The organism is Acidovorax sp. 1608163, assembly GCF_003669015.1.
GTDB lineage: Bacteria > Pseudomonadota > Gammaproteobacteria > Burkholderiales > Burkholderiaceae_C > Acidovorax.
In genome coordinates this window covers 4,400,789-4,419,898 of the sequence record NZ_CP033069.1, presented here as the reverse complement: position 1 = coordinate 4,419,898, position 19,110 = coordinate 4,400,789, and the positions used below count along the sequence as shown (strand labels likewise).

Genomic DNA, 19,110 nt, shown 5'->3' with positions numbered 1-19,110 from the left:
CCGAGCCATGAAGCGCGAAACACCCCCCTCCATTCCCTCCCCCCTGTCTGCGTTGCAACCCATCAGCCTGGATGTGTTGCGCGAGAAATACCTCAAGCCCGGCGAGACCGGTGTGGAAGACCTGTACCGCCGTGTGGCGCGTGCGCTGGCCTCGGTCGAGGCCCCCGAGCTGCGCGAAAAGTACGAGGCCCTGTTCCTCGCCAATCTGCATGCGGGCGCCATCGGCGCGGGCCGCATCATGAGTGCGGCGGGCACCGACATCCAGGCCACGCTCATCAACTGCTTTGTGCAGCCCGTGGGCGACTGCATCCAGGGTGTGGACGATGAAGGCTACCCCGGCATTTACGAAGCCCTGCGCGAAGCCGCAGAAACCATGCGCCGTGGTGGTGGCGTGGGTTATGACTTCTCTCGCATCCGCCCACGGGGCGCGGAAGTCAAGGGCACGCACTCCATGGCGTCTGGCCCCTGCAGCTACATCAATGTGTTCGACCAGTCGTGCTCAACGGTCGAGAGCGCAGGCTCGCGGCGCGGTGCACAGATGGGTGTGCTGCGCATCGACCACCCCGATGTGAAGGAGTTCATCACGGCCAAGCGCACGCCGGGCCGCTGGAATAACTTCAACGTGTCGGTGGGCGTGTCGGACGCGTTCATCGAGGCCGTGCAGGCCAACGCCCCCTGGGAACTGGTGCACCGGGCCCGCCCCGGCGCAGCCCTGCAAGCTCAGGGTGCGCACCAGCGCGCCGATGGCCAGTGGGTCTACGCCACCGTGCCAGCCCGCGAGCTGTGGGACACGATCATGAAATCGGCCTACGACTTTGCCGAGCCGGGCATCCTGTTTTTGGGTCGCATCAACGAAGACAACAACCTGCATTACTGCGAAGAGATCGCTGCGACGAATCCTTGCGGCGAGCAACCATTGCCCTCCTACGGTTGCTGCGACCTCGGGCCCATCATCCTCACGCGCTTTGTGCGCCACCCGTTTGGGCGTGGCGGTGTGGCGGCGTTTGATTTTGAGTCGTTTGAGCAGGCCGTGGCGCTGCAGGTGCGGGCGCTCGACAACGTGTTGGATGTGACGTTTTGGCCCTTGCCGCAGCAGCGCGATGAGGCCATGGCCAAGCGCCGCATTGGCGTGGGCTTTACCGGCATGGGCAACACCCTTGCCATGCTGTGCCAGCGCTACGACGCGCCCGAGGGGCGCGCCCTGGCGGCCCGCATTGCCGAGCGCATGCGGGATGCTGCGTACGAGGCCTCGGTGGCACTGGCGCAAGAGAAGGGCGCCTTTCCCCAATTCAATGCCGAGGGCTACTTGGCCTCGGGCACCTTTGCCAGCCGCTTGCCTGCGGCCTTGCAAAAGAGCATTCGCAAGCACGGCATCCGCAACAGCCACCTGTTGTCCATTGCGCCCACGGGCACGGTGAGCCTGGCGTTTGCCGACAATGCCTCGAACGGCATCGAGCCACCGTTCTCGTGGATGTACAAGCGCAAGAAGCGCGAGGCCGATGGCAGCACCAGCGAATACGCGGTGGAAGACCACGCCTGGCGCCTGTACCGCGACGGTGGTGGAGATGTGAACGCGCTCCCCGACTACTTCGTGTCGGCCCTGGCCATGTCTGCGCAGGACCACATTGCCATGATGGAGGCAGTGCAGCCCTTTGTGGACACTGCCATTTCCAAGACTGTGAACATCCCGGCGGACTACCCTTACGAGGACTTCAAGGACCTGTACCTGCAGGCCTGGCGCGCGCGGCTCAAGGGCCTGGCCACCTACCGGCCCAACGCCATCTTGGGCTCGGTGCTCGAGGTGACGACCCCTGCGCCAGCACCCGTCGCAGCACCCGCGCCAGCAGCGGTGTCCGCCCCGCCGGTCGACCCCATGCGCACTGTGATTGAGAGCCGCCCCAAGGGGGGGCTCTCGGCCGTGGCCGAAAAGGTGGAGTACTGGACGCAAGAGGGCCACAAAACGCTGTACATCATCGTGTCCTTCTTGCCCGTGCCCACGGGTATCGGCAACCGCACGGTGGACCGCGCCATCGAGTTCTTCATGCCTGTGGGCCAAAGCGGTGAGTCGCAGCAGTGGATCACCTCCAGCATGCGGCTGCTCTCGCTGGCTGCGCGCGGTGGTTTTCTGGAGCGGGCTTTGTCCGACATGCGCAAGGTCGCGTGGGACCGGGGCCCTGTGCGCCTGGGCACCCATCAGCGTGCGGACGGCGCCATGGTGCCCATGTGGCATGACTCGGAAGTGGCTGCCATTGCCTTTGCGGTGCAAAACATCCTGGCGCGCCGCGTGGCCGAGCCGCAGCAGCAATCGCTGCCGCTGGACGAGCCCGAAGCCCCTCTGGGCATGCCCCCCGCTATGGCAGGCAAAAAATGCAGCGAGTGCGGTGCCCACGCGGTGATCCGCAAGGACGGCTGCGACTACTGCACGCAGTGCGGTCACCTGGGGAGCTGTGGATGAACACGCCCCGCCCCACCATTGCGCTGAAGGTGGCCTCGGGCAAGCCATCGCCTGAGGTGCTGGCCCAGCTCGACAAGCGCTGGCGCTGGCAGTACCTCATGCTGGCGCCGCACCGGCTCAGCTTCTTTTTGGCGATGGTGGTGCTGGTGGCTTCGGCGGTTTGGTGGCTGGCGGTGCAGGTCGACCGCGCCACCGGCTGGTGGGGGCTGGGGTACGCGCAGGCCCTGGCCTTGTCGCCCACGCTGGTGCATTCCACGGTGATGGTGCTGGGCTTCATTCCGTTGTACTTTGCGGGCTTTCTCTTCACGGCAGGCCCCAAGTGGCTGGGGGTAGACCCCTTGCCCGTGTCTGCTTTGCGCCCCGTGTTGTTTTTGCAGGCGGGTGGGTGGCTGCTGTGGCTGGCGGGGGCACACCTGGGGGCGCCGTTGGCCTTGGCGGGGCTGGTGCTGGCCTGTGTGGGGCTGGGCTGGATGACGGCACAGTTCTGGGGCCGTGTGCGCCTGAGCCAGGCTGAAGACCAACTGCACGCCCGCGCCATTGCCACGGCCTGTGTGGTGGGCAGCCTGAGTGCGGCTGGGGTGGCACTCGCGATGGTGTGGGATTCGCATGCGCTGGCCCGTGTCTGCGTGTTCACCGCGCTGTGGGGCTTTGTGGTGGTGGTCTACGTCTCGGTGGCGCACCGCATGATTCCGTTTTTCACCTCCAGCGCCATGCCCATGGTGCAGGCGTGGCGCCCCTTCTGGGTGCTGTGGCTCATGCTGGCGGCAGCGGCCATGCAGGTGCTGGCGGCCTGGCTGGAGTTTGCCGGGGTGTCCGCCAGCGCTGCGGGCCCGGCGTGGGCCTGGGTGCACGGTGGCTTGCAGGTGGCTGTGGGCTGCGTGCTGGTCTGGCTGGCCTGGGTGTGGGGGCTGGTGCAAAGCCTCAAGAACAAGTTGCTGGCCATGCTGCACATTGGCTTTTTGTGGCTGGGCGTGGCGTTTGTCCTGGGCGGCGCGGCGCAGTGGCTGGCGGTGGCTGGGGGCTGGGTGGTTTGGGTCTGGGGGCGTTGCATGCGCTGTCCATGGGGTGCTTGGCATCGCTCATGCTGGCCATGGTCACACGGGTGTCTTGCGGCCACAGTGGCCGCGCGCTGGTGGCTGATCGCATTGCGTGGTCGCTGTTTTGGTTGTTGCAGGCGGCCACGCTGCTGCGCATAGGGGCCACGGTGCCCGGCCTGCCTGGCGTGTGGTTGCCCTGGGTGTTGTTGGCCAGTGCCTGCACCTGGGCGGCCACCATGGGGGCCTGGGGTGTGCGGCTGGCGCGCTGGTATGGGCGCCTGCGTCCCGATGGCCGCCCTGGCTGAAATGATGTAGCGGAGGATCTTGCATGTCTGTCATCCCTTGGCCCCTGAAGCCGATGCCGCCCCACACGCCGTCTGGGCGCGCACACGGTAGTGCACGCGGCGGTGCCGTTGCATCCGCATCTGCCGCCCCTGCAGACCGCAGTGGGCGAGGCTGCGCCGCGCCAGCGGCCGCTGCCGGCCCGGACGACACGGCTGCGATGGCGGCTGCGCTGATCCAGTCGCGGCAAACCATCTTGCCCAAGCGCCTGGGCGCGCCTGGCCCCAACGTGGCCGAGCTGGCCGCCATCCTGGAGGCCGCAGCCCACGCGCCTGACCATGGGCAACTGCAGCCCTGGCGCTTTGTGCTGGTGCCCGACACGGCCCGAACCCTGCTGGCCGACGTGTTTGCTTTGGCATTGCAGGAGCGCGACGCAGAGGCCACGCCCGAACAAATCGAACAGGCCCGCGAAAAGGCCTACCGCTCGCCCGTGCTGCTGCTGGCGGTGGTGGACGCTGCGCGTGGCGACGCCGACATCGACCTGGCCGAGCGCCTGGTGTCGGCAGGCTGCGCCATCCAGAACATGCTGCTCATGGCCACGGCGCAGGGCTTTGGCTCGGCGCTCACCAGCGGCAAGGCGCTCAAGGCGGCCAGCCTGCGCGCGCTGTTCCGCTTGGGGTGCGATGAGCAGGCCCTGTGCTTTGTGAGCATCGGCACCGTGGTCTCGCGCAAGGCCGCCCGCGTGCGGCCCGCAGCCAGCAGCTATGTGAGCACGCTCGATGAGCACCGAGGTATCCTGCCCGGGTTTTGATGTGACCGACGGATTTTGAAGAGACCCCCATGAATATTGCCTCCTTTGACGACTTGCTGGTGGCTGCGCGCCAGCAGCCCGAGCCCCAGCGCCTGCTGTTTGTGTTTGCCGGTGTGGAGCTGCCAGACGACGCCACCGAAGCCCAGCGCGCCCGCTTTGAACAAGGGCAGGGCGGGGCCCTGGTGCCGCGGATGTGCGTGGACAAGACCCCGCAGGAGCTGCCCTCGTTCGCCGCCTTGGTCGCCGAGGCCCAGCAGTTCACGGCCCCCGGGCACGATTGGGTCATGGTGTTTGCGGCCGCCATGTCCGGCACGCTGAACCAGGCGCCCACCAGTGCCGATGCCGAGGCCCCCCTGCAGCGCATGGTCGATGCCATCAAGCGCGGCGCCATGGAGGGGTTCATCCCCTTCGACCGCCAGGGCCAGCCTGTGCGCTTAGGCTAGGGGCTGGCATGGCAACGTCTGCAGGCCTGCCCGGTTTCAACACCCCCGCCGTGGGGTTTGAACAACCCTTTGCGATGCTGGAGGCTTGCCACGAGCGCGTGGAGCGCACGCTGACCCTGTTGCAGCGGCTGCGCGCGTATGTGCGCGAGCAAGCCGCTGACGAGGCCGCCCGCCAGGCCGCGCGCGATGTGCTGCGTTACTTTGACATCGCTGCGCCCCTGCACCACCAGGACGAGGAGCTGCATGTGTTCCCGTTGCTGCTGGCGCAGGGCGCGCCGTCGGTGGTGGCGGTGGTGCAGCAGCTGCAGCACGACCACGTCTGCATGGCCGCCGATTGGGCTGCTGCCCGGGGCGCGCTGCAGGCCCTGGCCGAGGGCGCGGCCGCAGGCTTTAGGTCCGAGGACGAGGCCCGGCTCGACCAGTTCGCCCAGCGCTACCAGCAGCACATCCAGGCCGAAGAGGGCACCGCCTACCCCTGTGCCCAGGCCTTGTTGGCCCAGGGCGACCTGCATGCCATGGGCTTGGAGATGGCCGCCCGCCGTCGCGTGGGTTGATGCTATTGAATGTATAGCTTCTAGCGCTTATTGGATAAGCGCTAGGGGTGGATTTGATTGTGAATGGGTGTGCGCATTGCAGCGCAGGCCGTACCGCATGGCGATGGCAGCCCTGGCGGGTGGGCATTCCCTCCAGGCCCATGGCGGACTGGGTGGGCGCGATACTCGACGGGCTCTTTGGCCCCCGTCGCGTTCCATGTCTGTTCGATTTTTTCTCCACACCCTGTTGACCCTGCTGCTGGCCTGGGCCGCAGCCGCCACCTGCGTGGCCCTGCACACCCCGCTGCCGTGGATGCTGGGGCCGCTGGTGGCCACCTCGTTGCTGTCGATTGGCGGCGCACCCACCGAAAGCTGGGGGCCGCTGCGCAATGCCGGGCAGTGGACCATTGGCGCCACGCTGGGCCTGTATTTCACGCCCGAGGTCACGGCCCTGGTAGGCAGCCTGTGGTGGGCGATTGCCCTGGGCATTGGGTGGGCGCTGCTGCTAGGCTGGGGCTTTGGTGCCTGGCTGTACCGGTTGCACGCACCGCGCATGCACGGTGTGCCCGCGCCCATGCTGCGCGCCACCAGCTACTTTGCCGGGGCCATCGGCGCTGCATCAGAGATGACGCTGCTGGCCGAGCGCGAAAACGCCCGCACCGATCTGGTGGCCGCCAGCCACAGCCTGCGGCTGCTCATCGTCACCCTCACCATTCCGTTTGCCCTGCAGTGGAGTGGATTGCATGGCCTGGACGTGCTGGCGCCCCCGGTGCGCGTGGTGGACTGGCAGGGGCTGGTGCTGCTGGGCGCCCTCACCGGCGCTGGCGCGCTGCTGATGGACCGGCTGGGCCGCGCCAACCCCTGGTTCATGGGCGCCATGCTGGTCTCCATGGGGCTCACCATGGCCAGCATCACCTTGTCAGCTGTGCCGCAAGGCCTGGTCAATGCGGCGCAGCTGGTAATTGGGGTGAGTTTGGGCGTGCGGTTTCGGGCCGATTTCTTGCGCGCCGCCCCGCGCTGGCTGGCCACGGTGGCGGTCGGTACGCTGGGGTTGATGGCCGTGTGCGCCGCTTTTGCCGCCCTGCTGGCCTGGGGCACGGGCCTGCCCTGGGCCACGCTGGTGCTGGGCACCTCGCCCGGCGGCATTGCCGAAATGTCGATCACCGCCAAGGTGCTGCAACTCGGCGTGCCAGTGGTCACGGCTTTTCAGGTGTGCCGGTTGATGGCGGTGTTGATGCTGGTGGCGCCGCTGTACCGGCGGATTTACCCGCCAGAGGCGTCAGCAGGCGCAGCGGACTGAAGGCAGGCGAGCCGCCCAGGCCGGGCGCTGCGCTGCTCAGTGCACGATCACCGGGTTCTGCGCCAGCCCGGCGTAGCGGTCCAGCGCGTCTTCCACTTCTTCCTGCGTAGGGGTGTCGCGCTGCCAGGCCAGGATTTGCTCCTGGAACATTTCGGCCCAGGAGCCATCCAGGTACACCTCTTTGCCCGAGCGCTTGTCCACGATTTCAAAGCCGTGGCGGGCCAGTTGGGGTTTGGGGGGCGCGGTGTCGTTGAGCGCCTGGGTCGATTTCTCCACGGCGTCAGGCAGCATGTGGACCACCACAAAGGATTCAGAGTCGTAGAGCATTTGCATGGTGTTCCCCCAGTCGATACAAAAGTCAGATGACAGCGGGTGGGCAGAGTTCAAGGGCCTGGCCCCTGAAACCGCATTCGCAGGCTCGCAACCAGTATTCCATGAATCCGCAACGCATTCAGGCTGGCGGTGCTTTTTTGCTGTTCCGCTGCGCTTTTGCACAACAGGTGGTGGGCGCACAGCGGTTCAGGGCGGGCCGCTGGCGCGCAGGCGCAGGTCGGCAAAGTCGCCGTTGGCCTGGGTGATCTTGATGCGCACGGGCAGGTAACCCATGCTGGGGGCCAGCCACAGCTCGGCCTTTTGGTCGTAGTCGCGCCGGGGCAGGCGCTGCAGCTTGAGGGTGGGCAGGGTGCCTGCGGGCAGGGTCAGGGTTTCCGGGGCTTCCACGGTGAAGGTCCAGCGGTCGGCGCTGGTGGCGCTCACGGTGGTCAGCGTCAGCTGGGTGCCGGGCACAAAGCGCTCAGGGGTTGCGGCCAGCAGGCCCGCGAGCTGGATGAAAACGCTCAGGCGGTCCTGGGCGCCAGGGCCCACGGCGGCCTCGGGGGTGTTGGCGCTGAAGGTGACACGGCCCCGGGCGTAGTCGAAGTGGGCGGCGCGTTCGCTGCGGTTGCGGTCGCCAAAGCGCTCGGGTTGCAGGCCCTGGGGCGTGACCATGCCGGTGCTGCGCTGGGTGCGCGAGCCCACCAAAAAGGCGCTGATCTCTTGGCGGGCCTCGTAGCGTGCGCCGTCGTGCTGCCACACCAGCTCGGCGCGGGCCTGGTAGTCAAACTTCTTGGCTTGCCCGGCCACATCAAAGGCCAGCTTGACGGGCGCAGGCAAGCGCACGGGGGGCGCGGCGGTGCTGGCGCTCTCTCCAGGCTGGCCGCCTGGCGGGGTGATGTCTACGCCGGAGCCTTCCGCACTGGCCTGGGCCGGTGGCGCGCTGGCGGCGGGCTGGGGGGCTGAGGCCGCAGGGGCGGCCATGTCCGGGGCGGCTGCGGAGGCTGGCGTGCCTGGAGCGTTTGCGCCACCAGCCCATAGTTCTGCGTTGGCTGCAGGGTCGGCCGCCGCAGGTCCATCGCCAGCGGTGTCTGTGGCCAGCGTGGCGTCAGCCGGCTCGGGGGGCTGCCCCGAGGGCGTTGGAGCCTTGTGGGCTGGAGGCCGTTTGGGAGGCGCAGGGCGCGGCTTGGCTGCCTGGGGCGCCGCCGCAGGGGTTGCGGCTGGGCTGGCTTGGCTGGGTGGGGGCAGGGCCGCGGCTGGCGGGGGCGCGGCCACGCTGCGGGTGCTGAACACCTTGCCCGCAGGGGTGGTGGGGCCTTCCCACGCGAGGGGAATGCCGTGCAGCACCAGCCAGTGCAGGGCCAGTACCAGCGCCGTCAGGGCCAGCAGCGTGCGCCGTGGCATCAGCGCCTCAGGGGGCGGGGCTGTGGCGCCACGGGCTTCACGCGCAGCCCGCGCCCAGGTCGGCCGACAACTGGGCCGCTGCGGTGCGCAGCGGTGCCTCTACGGCGCCGCCCCATTCGGGGTCGAACGTGGCAAGGGAGCCCAGCGTGGTGATGCCCAGCGCCAGGTGGCCGTCGGCATCGAACACCGGGGCGCAAAAGGCGACGATGCCGGGCAGCAGCGTGTCCACCACCCGGGCCATGCCGCGCTCGCGCACCTCGGCCAGCATGGCCTGGGCCTCGGTCAGGGTGGCAGGCAGATCGGTGCGGCGCAGCTTGGCGGCCTGGGCCAGCTCGTGCTGCAGCAGCGGGGCCACGGCATCAGGCGGCATGTAGGCCGCAAAGCAGCGCCCAGTGGCGGACGACAGCAGCGGCATCACGTCGCCCAGGCGCAGGTTGGCGGTGACGGCCTGGGGCGATTCCTCCCAGTGCACGATGGTGGGGCCGTGGTTGCCCCACACCGCCAGAGCCAGGGTGTGCTCTATCGCTTCCATCCAGGCGGGCACGCGCTCGCGCGCCAGCCGCATGGCATCGAGCCGGGCGAGCGACGCCAGGCCCAGCTTGAGCGCGGCCGGGCCCAGGTCGTAGCGGGCGGTGCGGCTGTCTTGGGTGACCAGCCCCAGGCGCTGAAAGCTCACCAGATAGCGGTGCGCCTTGGCCGCGCTCATGCCTGCAGCAGCGGCCACGTCCTTGAGCATCAAAGGACCGCGCGCGCGGGTCAGCCCCTCCAGCAGGGCAAACCCGACCTCGACCGATTGAATTCCTGCACGTTCTTTGTCCATGTGCACTAAAATTTGCGAGTTTTGTTTAGTTAAATCAATTTACCCAAGCGTAATTCGTGCTGGGTGAAGCCTTCAACCCCTTGAGACAAAGGTCCTGCCACCATGAAACTCGCTACGTACAAAGACGGCTCGCGCGACGGCCAACTGGTTGTGGTCTCCCGTGATCTGGGCACGGCCCATTATGCGACCGGCATTGCCAGCAAGCTGCAGCAGGTGCTGGACGACTGGGGCTTCCTCTCGCCCCAGTTGCAAGACCTGTACGACCAGCTGAGCAGCGGCCGCGCGCGCCACGCCTTCCCGTTTGACCCGGCCCAGTGCATGGCCCCGCTGCCCCGCGCCTACCAGTGGGCCGATGGCTCCGCCTACATCAACCACGTCGAACTGGTGCGAAAAGCGCGCAACTCCGAGGTGCCAGAGAGTTTCTACACCGACCCGCTCATGTACCAGGGCGGCAGCGACGACTTTATCGGCCCCTGCGACCCCGTGGTGGTGCCCAGCGAGGCCATGGGCATCGACTTTGAGGCGGAAATCGCCGTCGTCACCGGTGATGTGAAGATGGGCGCCACGCCCGAACAGGCGCTGGACGGCATCCGCCTGGTGATGATTGCCAACGATGTGAGCCTGCGCAACCTGATCCCGGCCGAGCTGGCCAAGGGCTTTGGCTTCTTCCAAAGCAAGCCCGCCACCGCGTTTGGCCCCGTGGCCGTGACGCTGGACGAACTGGGCGACGCCTGGGACAAGGGCCGCTTGAACCTCACCGTGCAGTCCACCTGGAACGGCCGCAAGGTCGGCATGTGCGACGCAGGCCCCGAGATGACCTTCCACTTTGGCCAGCTGATTGCCCACATTGCCAAGACGCGCAACGTGCGCGCGGGCTCCATCGTGGGCAGCGGCACCGTGAGCAACAAGGGCGTGGAGCAAAAAGGGCGCATGGAATGGCCCAAGGGCTACAGCTGCATTGCCGAAAAGCGCTGCATCGAGACCATCCAGGACGGCAAGCCCAGCACCGATTTCATGAAGTTTGGCGACACCATTCGCATCGAGGTCAAGGGCAAGGACGGCTCCAGCATTTTTGGCGCCATCGACCAAGAGATTGCGTCGCCCGAAGCGGTTTGACCCCACCCCCGGGGATGGGCCGCATATCGGCCTGGATATAGACAGAAAATGGCGTTAACGCTTACTGGGTAAGCGCTGGCAGCTATCAAAAATAAAGCAAACGGAGACAAGCCATGCAACGCAGAACCCTTCTTTCAGCCCTTCCCGCTCTGGCCGCCACAGGCGCGGCCCTGTCGGCCCTCTCTACTCCCTCGGCGCGCGCCCAAGCCGCCTGGCCTGACCAGCCCTTGCGCTGGGTGGTGCCGTACCCCGCAGGTGGCGGCACCGACGTGCTGGCCCGCACCGTGGCCGAGGCCATGCGCCAGACGCTGGGCCAGCAGATCGTCGTGGACAACCGCCCCGGCGCCTCCACCAACATCGGCGCGCAGATGGTGGCCACGGCCAAGCCCGACGGCAACACCTTCATGTCGGCCGACAACGCCGTGCTGGCCTACAACGAGCATCTCTTCACCAAGCTGCCCTTCAACCCCGAAAAGGACTTCACCTACGTGGGCGGTATCAGCCGCTTTCCGCTGGCGCTGGTGGTGAACCCGGCGTTTGAAGCCAAGACGGTGAAGGAATTCCTGGCCTACGCACGCGCCAACCCTGGCAAGCTCAACTACGCATCGCCCGGCAACGGCTCGCCACACCACTTGGCGATGGAGATGTTCAAGCACCGCACCAAGACCTTCCTCACGCACATCCCCTACCGCGGCGCCGCGCCTGCGCTGCAGGACGTGATGGGCGGGCAGGTGCCCTGCATGTTCCTGGACCTGGCGGCGGGCCTGCCCGTCATCACCTCGGGCAAGGTGCGGGCGCTGGCCATCGGCTCGGCCCAACGGGTGGCGGCTTTGCCGGATGTGCCCACGCTGGCCGAAGCCGGTGTCCCCAATACAGAAGTGTTTGCCTTCCAGGGCCTGTTGGGCCCCGCTGGCCTGCCTGCTGCCATTACGGCCCGCCTCAATGCGGATCTGAACAAAGCCTTGTCCAACCCCGCCGTGGTCAAACGCATGCAGGACTTTGGCATGGAAGCCTTGCCCGGCACGCCCGAGCAGTTCCGCGCCATGGCGCGGGCCGAGTCCAAGCGGTGGGGCGAAATCATCAAGGCTGCAGGCGTGCGCCTGGACTGACCTCTTGCGCAGCCTGGGCTGCCTGCTCCCCTGCACTGCGGGCGCTGCTGCGCAGCAAACCATTCGCAAACATTCGCAAATGGCAGCATGTAACAGATGCTTACCGGCATTTGCATACTGTTAGCTAAAATTTTGTTCTCGGCGAAGAGCCTGTTCAGCCCCTAAAAAAGGGTTGAACAGGCTCTTTGCATTTTTCACCGCATAAAGCGGGCCGTTGCAGGGTGTTTGACCGGTGTTTGAGCGCAACAGGCCCCAGTTCACGACGAGAGAGGGAAAGCCATGGTTTCAAAGCCCGTTGCCATTCGGGAAGGTGTTGTCGCGCCCGCCGCTGCTGCCCAAGGCGCCCAGGTACCTGAGGGGCAGGTGTGGGCACCCCGTGCCACCACGGCGAGCCGTGCCAGCCTGCGGGCCATCGCCGCCTTCACCACCCTGGTGGCGCTGACCGCCTGCGGGGGCGGCAACGACGATGGCAGCACGGTCTCGACGCCCGAGCCCCCAACGGCCGTCCCCACCACCCCGGCGCCGACCCCTGTGGCCGAGCCGAATCCTGTGCCGACCCCGGCACCTGCGCCGGTGCCAACACCGGTCCCGGCTCCCACACCGACTCCCGCGCCAACGCCTACTCCGGCCCCCGCACCGGCTCCGGCGCCAACGCCCAGTCCGACTCCAGTTCCAGTTCCGGCCCCAGCGCCCACTCCAGCCCCAGCTCCCACGCCTGCGCCTGCTCCGGCCCCAGTGCCTGCACCCGCACCCGCACCTGCACCGGCTCCCGCACCTGCACCTGCACCTGCACCGGCTCCTGCACCGGCTCCCACGCCAGCGCCTGCACCTACTCCGGCCCCCGCGCCAGCCCCAGCGCCTGCGCCCACTCCGGCCCCCGCACCTTCGCCAACGCCCGCACCGGCTCCCGCGCCTGCACCGACGTCCTCCGCCCGCATTGCCAGCGTCGAGCTGGCGCAGACCATGGTCTACCCGGTCACGGATGCCGAGCTGGTGCTGGTCAAGAACAAAAACGTTCTGCTGCTGGCCAAGGTCACCACCACCAACGCCGCAGAGGCCAAGCCCACGGGCAGTCTGCGTGTGGAAAACAGCAGCGGCCAGTTGCTGCAGACCATTGCAATGACGGCACCCACAGGCGCCATCCCCACCACGGCGCCCGCCTCGCCCAGCTTGGCCACGGCGTACTCCGCCACCATTCCGGCCGCGCTGATCAACAGTGGCATCGTGCTGAAGGTCAGCTTGGCCAATGGCCAGACACCCACCACCGTCACGCCGCGCGTGGGGGCAGAAAACGCCATCACGCTCATGGCGGTGCCGGTCAAAATCGGGTCCACCACCGTCGACATGCCTGCCGGCATGGCCGCCTATTTCCAGCCCAAGGTACCGGTGGGCAAGGTGACGGAGCAAATCCACGCTACCTTCACCTCCACGGCCGTTCCCACCTTCCCAGCGGACGAGGCGGAATGGTCCACCGCGATGGGCAAGGTCCTGGGTGAGATGGCGGCCCTGCGCACCAGCGAAAGCGGCAGCAGCCGCACGTACTACTACGGCTTTCTGCCGAAAATCACCTATGGGCTTGTGGGGCTAGGCTATGTGCCCGGCAATGCGGCGGTGGGGGTGGGTAAATTTGGCTCCAATATGGGCGTTGCGCTGGACACCATGGTCCATGAACTGGGTCACAACCTGAGCCTGAGCCACGCCCCCTGCGGCGTGACCAACGGCGACCCGCAGTACCCCTACGCGGGTGGCACTCTGGGCGGTAGCGGTCGTTACATCTGGGGCTACAACCTCAGCACGGCAACGTTCATTGACGCCACCGACACCAGCAAGCACGACGCCATGAGCTACTGCGGCGGCAGCAGCTTCTCGGACTACAGCTACCGCAAGATGCAAAAGCACTTGACCCCTGCGGACGCCCTGTACGTCACCGAGACCAAGGCGGCCGAGCTGCCGCAAGAGCTGCTGCTCATCAGCGGCCAGCTCGATGCCTCTGGCGTCAAGGTCAACCCGCTCAAGGCCTTCCAGGGCCTGCTGCAAGCGCCTGCGCCCGGCCCTTACACCCTGCGCATCACCACCACCGCGGGCACGGTGCAATATCCGTTTGCCACCGATACGCTGGACCACCGCTCAGACTTGGCCTTGTTCAGCTTCTCGGTGCCCAACCCGGGGCAGGTGTTATCGGTGGCCATCCTGCGCGGCGACCAGGTGCTGTACAGCAGCCAGGCCGTGGCCAAGAACGGCATCTACACCAAAGCCAGTGCGCCGCAGATGTCTGCGGTGGAGCAGGGCGGGGTGCTGACCGTGCAGTGGGATGCGCAGACCTACCCTTACCTCATGGTCACCCATGTGGGCGACAAGCGCTCCACCCTCATCGTGGACGCCAAGGGCGGCAAGTTGCAGCTGCCCATCCAGGGTGTGCCAGCGGGTGGCCGTTATGAGTTGAGCTTCTCGGATGGCCTGAACGCCGTGCGCATCGAGCAAAAGCGCTGACGCCACCAGGCTGCGGCGGCATTACACCCAAGGGGGCTTTACGCCCCCTTTTTTGTGGCCGAAAGTGCCCGCCTCGGCGGACGCCCTGCGCATAGGCTGCACGCCAGGCAGGGTTGTCGCCAAGGTGGCGTGCCGCCGCTGCGCCGCAGCGTTAACCTTCGTGGCTGCAAACAAGCAGGTGCCGCAGGTTTGTCTCTGCAGGCCCGCCTCTCCACACCAAGGAACCCACGCATGCTGAACTTCGACTTCCACAACCCCACCCGCATCGCCTTTGGCCAGGGCCGCATTGCCGACTTGGACAAACTGGTGCCCGCCGCCGCCAAGGTGCTGATCCTGGTGGGTGGCGCCAGTGCTGAGAAGACCGGCACCCTGGCCGAGGTGCGCACCGCGCTGGGCAGCCGCCAGCACGCCACCTTCACGGGCATTGAGCCCAACCCCAGCTACGAAACTTCCATGAACGCCGTGGCGCAGATCCGCGAAGGCGGTTTTGATTTCTTGCTGGCCGTGGGTGGGGGCTCGGTCATTGACGCCACCAAATTCATCGCTGCTGCGGTGCTGTTCGAGGGGGCGACCCCTGGGCGATTCTGGAAAAATTTGGCCGCAACGTGCAGCGCGCGCTGCCGTTTGGCGCTGTGCTCACCTTGCCCGCCACGGGCTCGGAGATGAACAACGGCAGCGTCATCACCCACCGCGCCAAGGGCGCCAAGCTGCCCTTCAACAGCGAGCACACTTACCCCGTCTTCTCGGTGCTGGACCCCACCAAGACCTACACCCTGCCGCCCCAGCAACTGGCCAACGGCGTGGTCGACGCCTTTGTGCACACGGTAGAGCAGTACCTGACCTACCCCGTGAACGCCCCCGTGCAAGACCGCTTTGCCGAAGGCATCCTGCACACGCTGATCGAGGTGGGCCCGCGCTTGCTCACGGCCCCCGAACCCGTGTACGACGACCGTGCCAACCTGATGTGGGCCGCCACCATGGCGCTCAACGGCCTGATTGGCGCGGGCGTTCCGCAAGACTGGGCCACGCACATGATCGGCCATGAGCTGACAGCCCTGCACGGCATCGACCACGCCCGCACGTTGGCCATCGTGCTGCCCGCGCTGCTCAACGAACGCCGGGGCCCCAAGCGCGCCAAGCTGCTGCAGTACGCCGAACGCGTGTGGGGCCTCACCACCGGCAGCGAAGACGAACGCATCACTGCCGCCATCGAGCGCACCCGTGATTTCTTCGAAAGCATGGGCATCCGCACCCGCCTGTCCGGCTACGGCCTCGGTGCGGAAGTGATCGACACCGTCATCACCCAGCTGGAAGCCCACGGCATGGTCAAGCTGGGCGAGCAGCGCGAGATCACGCCTGCGGTGAGCCGCCGGATTCTGGAAGCGGCGCTTTAAGCCTTTCGCCGCGGCATTGCAGGCGCGGGTGGTGCAGCCCGCGCCTGCATGCTGTGGTTTCGCGCCGGTGCGGCGCGCTTCGTCGCAGACCGCTGGAATGCCGGGCGCGTCTTTTCTACAGTGCCCCCATGCCGCCGCACTGGCGGCCTTCCTTGAAAGGCGCACTGTGATCTCCTCCTCCCGCTCTGGCTTTTTTCCCTTCGTGGCTCGCACTCTTCCCGGCGCATGGCGCGGGGTCATCGCCGGTGCGTTGGCAACGGTCGCCCTGGCGGTTCCTGCGCACGCTCAGGTGCAAGCGCCGGTACAAGGTCCGGTGCAGCAGGCGGGCCTGCGCACCATGACGGTGGCAGGCGACGAGCCTGTGACCGTGGCTCTGTTCTACCCCACACCCGCCCAGGCACGTCCCATTCCCATGGGGCCTTGGAGCCCGGTGGTGGCTCCGGGGGCTCCGGTGTCTGCTGCGGCGCTCAAGGGCTTGATCCTGTTGTCCCATGGCACTGGCGGCAGTGAGTTTGGGCAGCATCACCTGGCTACGCGCTTGGCGGAGGATGGGTACCTGGTGGCGGCTCTGCGCCACCCAGGGGACAACTGGCAAGACCGGTCCATGGTCACCTCTGGCAGCTATTTCGGTGAGCGCCCGCGCCAGGGCAGTCGTGTGCTGGACGCTTTACTGGCCAGCCCTGAATGGGCGCCACGCATTCCTGCCGGGCGCATTGGCGCGGTAGGACATTCCGCTGGCGGCTACACGGTGCTGGCGCTGGCCGGGGCGCAGGCTGAGCCCGCACGTGCCGGGCAGCATTGCCGCACAGTGCAGGATGACGCGGGCTTTTGCGGCCTGGCCAAGGGCTCCAACGGCGCAGAGGGGGCATCCACAGCCGCTGCGGCCCCAGCACCCATGGCAAGCAGTGCAGGCAGCGCCTCCACTGTGGTGCGGCCGCTGGATGGCGCACGGGTGTCGGCGCCTGATCCGCGCATCCGCGCCGTCGTCGCGCTTGCTCCCATGGCCGTGGTCTTTACCCCCGAAAGCTTGGCCGCTGTGCGTGTGCCGGTGCGGCTGATCCTTGCCGAACACGATCAGGTGCTCAACGGCCAGTACCACGGCAGCTACGTCGCAGCCCATGTGCCGGGTGCGGACGCCAGCACGGTGCCTGGGGCGGGCCACTTTGCTTTCATGACGCAGCCCTCCATGAGCCTGCCCTCCGCGGCGGGGGACGCTGCCGCCAACCCCGCAGGCTTTGACCGTGTGGCCTTTCAGCCGCAACTGGACGCCCAGGTGCTGCAGTTCTTTGCGCGGCAGTGGCAGTGAGCAGGGGTTTGAAGAAAAAAGGCCTCTAGCGCTTATTGGATAAGCGCTAGAAGCTATTAATTCAATAGCAATGTTTCGAGGAAAGACCTTTCGGAGGAATCGTGCGCAGCATCACGCTGCGCAAGCCTCCACCTCCACCAGGCAGTCATAAAACGTGGGCGCGCGGCCCAGGTCGGTCAGGGCCTGGCTGGTCAACTCGTTCACGTTGGTGCCGTTCAGCCCCAGCTTGCGCCACCAAATGCCCAGGCCGTTCACCACGCCTGGGCGGGCGCGGGCTGACACCTCGGCGTGGCATTGGTAGCTGCCCCGGTCGTTGAACACGCGCACGGTGCTGCCATCGGCAATGCCGCGTGCGGCGGCGTCGTCGGGGTGCATCTCTAGCAGCGGGCGGCCTTCGATGGTGCGCAGGCTCTTGACGTTGACGAAGGTGGAGTTGAGGAAGTTGCGTGCGGGCGGCGAGATCATCGCCAGCGGGTAGCGGGCGCTGGTGCCCTGCAGCTCGTGGTTGGGCAGGTGGTCGGGCAGGCCGTCCAGCCCCTGCGCAGCCAGCCGGGCGCTGAAGAATTCGCATTGACCCGATGGCGTGGGAAAACCGCCCTCGGCAAACGGAGCATCTGGCCCCGCCAGCGTGGCAAAGCCCTGCGATTCCAGCAGCGTGTAGTCCACCGCCTTGCCAAAGGCTTGGCGGCACAGGGCCTCGTCGCTGTCGGCAAAGCAGGGGTCGGTCAGGCCCATGCGGGCGGCCAGGTCGCGGAAGATCTGGGCGTTGCTGCGTGCCTCGCCCACGGGGGCGATGGCGGGGCGGTTGAGCATCACATCGGTGTGCCCATAGGCCAGGTGCACATCCCAGTGCTCGAGCTGCGTGGTGGCGGGCAGGATGTAGTCGGCGTAGTCGGCCGTGTCGGTGTGAAAGTGCTCCAGCACCACGGTGAACAGGTCTTCGCGGGCAAAGCCTTGCACCACCTTGCCTGAATCAGGCGCCACGGCCACGGGGTTGCTGTTGTAGACCACCACCGCTTCGACCTTGGGGCCGAAGGCGGGCAAGGCCTCACGCAGCAGGTCGTCGCCAATCGTGGACATGTTGATGGTGCGCGGCGTGCGCCCGGCCAGCAGGTCGGGGCGGTGTAGCGCCGCGCGCTGCACCGGAAACTGCCCGGAGCTGGACAGCAGCAGCCCCCCGCACGGTGCCGCCACGCGCCGGTGAGTGCGGGAAGGCAGGCCACGGCGCGCACCGCATTGCCGCCGCCGCGTACGCGCTGCATGCCGTAGTTCAGGCGGATGGCGGCAGGCGTTGTGGTGCCGTAGTCCTTGGCCAGCTGGCGGATTTGTTCGACCGGGATACCGCAGACTTCGGCCGCACGCTCGGGTGGCCATTGCAGGGCGCGCTCGCGCAATTGAGCCCAGCCCAGCGTGTGCTGGGCGATGTAGTCGTGGTCCAGCCAGTCATTGGCAATCAACTCGTGCATCAGCGCCAGCGCCAGGGCGGCGTCGGTGCCGGGCAGCAGGGCGATGTGCTCGTGGCACTTGTCGGCGGTTTCGCTCTTGCGCGGGTCGATGCACACCAGCTTGGCGCCGTTGCGCTTGGCCTGCTGGGCGTAGCGCCAGAAGTGCAGGTTGCTGCCAATCGAATTGCTGCCCCAGATAAGGATGAGCTTGGATTCGGTAAAGAACTCCACCTTCATGCCTACCTTGCCGCCCAAGGTCTGCACCAGCCCCTCGCCTCCGGCGGACGCGCAGATGGTGCGGTCCAGCAGCGAGGCGCCCAGGTGGTGAAAGAAGCGGCGGTCCATGCTCTCGCCCTGTACCAGGCCCATGGTGCCTGCGTAGCTGTAGGGCAGGATGGCCTCGGGCGCGCGCGCTGCAATGCTGGACAGGCGCTGCGCAATGTCAGCCAGCGCCTCGTCCCAGGTCACGGGGGTGAATTGGCCGCTCCCCTTGGGGCCGCTGCGCTTGAGCGGCGTGAGGATGCGCTCCGGGTGGTAAGTGCGTTCGGTGTACTTGCTCACCTTGGCGCACAGCACGCCATCGGTGTGCGGGTGGTCGGGGTTGCCTTGCACGCGGGTGGCCACGCCGTTGTCCACCGTGGTGATCAGGCCACAGGTGTCGGGGCAGTCGTGCGGGCAGGCGCCACGAATGTTCAATACCGGCGATGGTGTGGGGTTTACGCTAATAGATACAGACATTTTTTCGTGGTCATCTGAGAATTCGAATGTAATGAATTGTGTGCACTCGCTACGGCTGCGTGGCAGCTTAGGGCACCATCTCCAGGGCAACGGTTATACGTTCCCCTCCCTCCAA

The 19,110-nt window shown here is 67.0% G+C and carries 15 protein-coding genes and 2 pseudogenes; 12 read left to right on the top strand and 5 right to left on the bottom strand.

From position 1 onward, the window contains the following. Positions 1-7 precede the first annotated feature (7 nt). The 7 genes from EAG14_RS19635 to EAG14_RS19610 all read left to right on the top strand — a co-directional run bounded on the left by EAG14_RS19635 (position 8) and on the right by EAG14_RS19610 (position 6,861). A complete protein-coding gene (locus EAG14_RS19635; protein ID WP_121729884.1) occupies positions 8-2,455 on the top strand; it encodes an adenosylcobalamin-dependent ribonucleoside-diphosphate reductase in 2,448 nt (815 codons plus the stop codon). Next, positions 2,452-3,651 carry an NnrS family protein gene (locus EAG14_RS23480; protein ID WP_371414375.1) on the top strand — a complete coding sequence of 400 codons (1,200 nt, stop codon included), beginning with the start codon at positions 2,452-2,454 and terminating at the stop codon, positions 3,649-3,651. Before EAG14_RS19635 ends, EAG14_RS23480 begins: the two co-directional genes overlap by 4 nt. Further along, positions 3,537-3,797 carry an NnrS family protein gene (locus EAG14_RS23475; RefSeq protein ID WP_371414374.1) on the top strand — a complete coding sequence of 87 codons (261 nt, stop codon included), beginning with the start codon at positions 3,537-3,539 and terminating at the stop codon, positions 3,795-3,797. The genes EAG14_RS23480 and EAG14_RS23475 overlap by 115 nt, the downstream gene beginning before the upstream one ends. A 23-nt stretch (positions 3,798-3,820) precedes the next feature. Continuing rightward, on the top strand, positions 3,821-4,585 hold the full coding sequence (locus tag EAG14_RS19625) for a nitroreductase family protein (protein WP_369827663.1): 765 nt from the start codon (positions 3,821-3,823) through the stop codon (positions 4,583-4,585). 29 nt (positions 4,586-4,614) lie between these two features. Then, positions 4,615-5,028 (top strand): ribonucleotide reductase subunit alpha, encoded by a 414-nt coding sequence (locus EAG14_RS19620; RefSeq protein ID WP_099657660.1) that lies wholly within the window; start codon positions 4,615-4,617, stop codon positions 5,026-5,028. An 8-nt stretch (positions 5,029-5,036) separates the two neighbouring features. Continuing rightward, positions 5,037-5,582: a hemerythrin domain-containing protein gene (locus EAG14_RS19615; RefSeq protein ID WP_121729883.1), complete on the top strand. Its 546-nt coding sequence runs from the start codon at positions 5,037-5,039 to the stop codon at positions 5,580-5,582. Between the two features lie 196 nt (positions 5,583-5,778). Continuing rightward, on the top strand, positions 5,779-6,861 hold the full coding sequence (locus EAG14_RS19610; protein WP_121729882.1) for an AbrB family transcriptional regulator: 1,083 nt from the start codon (positions 5,779-5,781) through the stop codon (positions 6,859-6,861). Between the two features lie 36 nt (positions 6,862-6,897). Here EAG14_RS19610 and EAG14_RS19605 read toward each other — a convergent pair whose 3' ends face one another. The 3 genes from EAG14_RS19605 to EAG14_RS19595 all read right to left on the bottom strand — a co-directional run bounded on the left by EAG14_RS19605 (position 6,898) and on the right by EAG14_RS19595 (position 9,397). Further along, entirely contained in the window at positions 6,898-7,194 is a 297-nt protein-coding gene (locus tag EAG14_RS19605) for a DUF3567 domain-containing protein (protein WP_099657663.1), read from the bottom strand. Positions 7,195-7,380: 186 nt separating this feature from the next. Beyond that, positions 7,381-8,577: a DUF3108 domain-containing protein gene (locus EAG14_RS19600; RefSeq protein WP_121729881.1), complete on the bottom strand. Its 1,197-nt coding sequence runs from the start codon at positions 8,575-8,577 to the stop codon at positions 7,381-7,383. Positions 8,578-8,614: 37 nt separating this feature from the next. Beyond that, the gene (locus EAG14_RS19595) at positions 8,615-9,397 is read right to left on the bottom strand and encodes an IclR family transcriptional regulator (RefSeq protein WP_121729880.1); all 783 of its coding nucleotides are present in this window, start codon (positions 9,395-9,397) and stop codon (positions 8,615-8,617) included. Positions 9,398-9,499: 102 nt separating this feature from the next. Here EAG14_RS19595 and EAG14_RS19590 point away from each other — a divergent pair, with 102 nt between their 5' ends. Together EAG14_RS19590 and EAG14_RS19585 are read left to right on the top strand one after the other, a co-directional pair. Beyond that, positions 9,500-10,513 (top strand): fumarylacetoacetate hydrolase family protein, encoded by a 1,014-nt coding sequence (locus EAG14_RS19590; protein ID WP_099657666.1) that lies wholly within the window; start codon positions 9,500-9,502, stop codon positions 10,511-10,513. 113 nt (positions 10,514-10,626) lie between these two features. After that, a complete protein-coding gene (locus EAG14_RS19585) occupies positions 10,627-11,622 on the top strand; it encodes a tripartite tricarboxylate transporter substrate binding protein (protein ID WP_121729879.1) in 996 nt (331 codons plus the stop codon). Between the two features lie 619 nt (positions 11,623-12,241). Here EAG14_RS19585 and EAG14_RS23060 read toward each other — a convergent pair. Beyond that, positions 12,242-12,451 carry a hypothetical protein gene (locus tag EAG14_RS23060; RefSeq protein WP_205603435.1) on the bottom strand — a complete coding sequence of 70 codons (210 nt, stop codon included), beginning with the start codon at positions 12,449-12,451 and terminating at the stop codon, positions 12,242-12,244. A 134-nt stretch (positions 12,452-12,585) separates the two neighbouring features. Between EAG14_RS23060 and EAG14_RS19580 the strand changes: the two genes are divergently transcribed. The 3 genes and pseudogenes from EAG14_RS19580 (at position 12,586) to EAG14_RS19570 (ending at position 16,812) form a co-directional block, all read left to right on the top strand. Beyond that, positions 12,586-14,112 carry a M66 family metalloprotease gene (locus EAG14_RS19580; RefSeq protein WP_205603434.1) on the top strand — a complete coding sequence of 509 codons (1,527 nt, stop codon included), beginning with the start codon at positions 12,586-12,588 and terminating at the stop codon, positions 14,110-14,112. Between the two features lie 231 nt (positions 14,113-14,343). Then, a pseudogene (locus tag EAG14_RS19575) lies at positions 14,344-15,506 on the top strand (iron-containing alcohol dehydrogenase). 202 nt (positions 15,507-15,708) lie between these two features. Next, a complete protein-coding gene (locus EAG14_RS19570; protein WP_240456851.1) occupies positions 15,709-16,812 on the top strand; it encodes a hypothetical protein in 1,104 nt (367 codons plus the stop codon). Between the two features lie 111 nt (positions 16,813-16,923). Here EAG14_RS19570 and EAG14_RS19565 read toward each other — a convergent pair. Continuing rightward, positions 16,924-18,995 (bottom strand): annotated as a pseudogene (locus EAG14_RS19565) (molybdopterin-dependent oxidoreductase). Between the last annotated feature and the right edge of the window lie 115 nt (positions 18,996-19,110).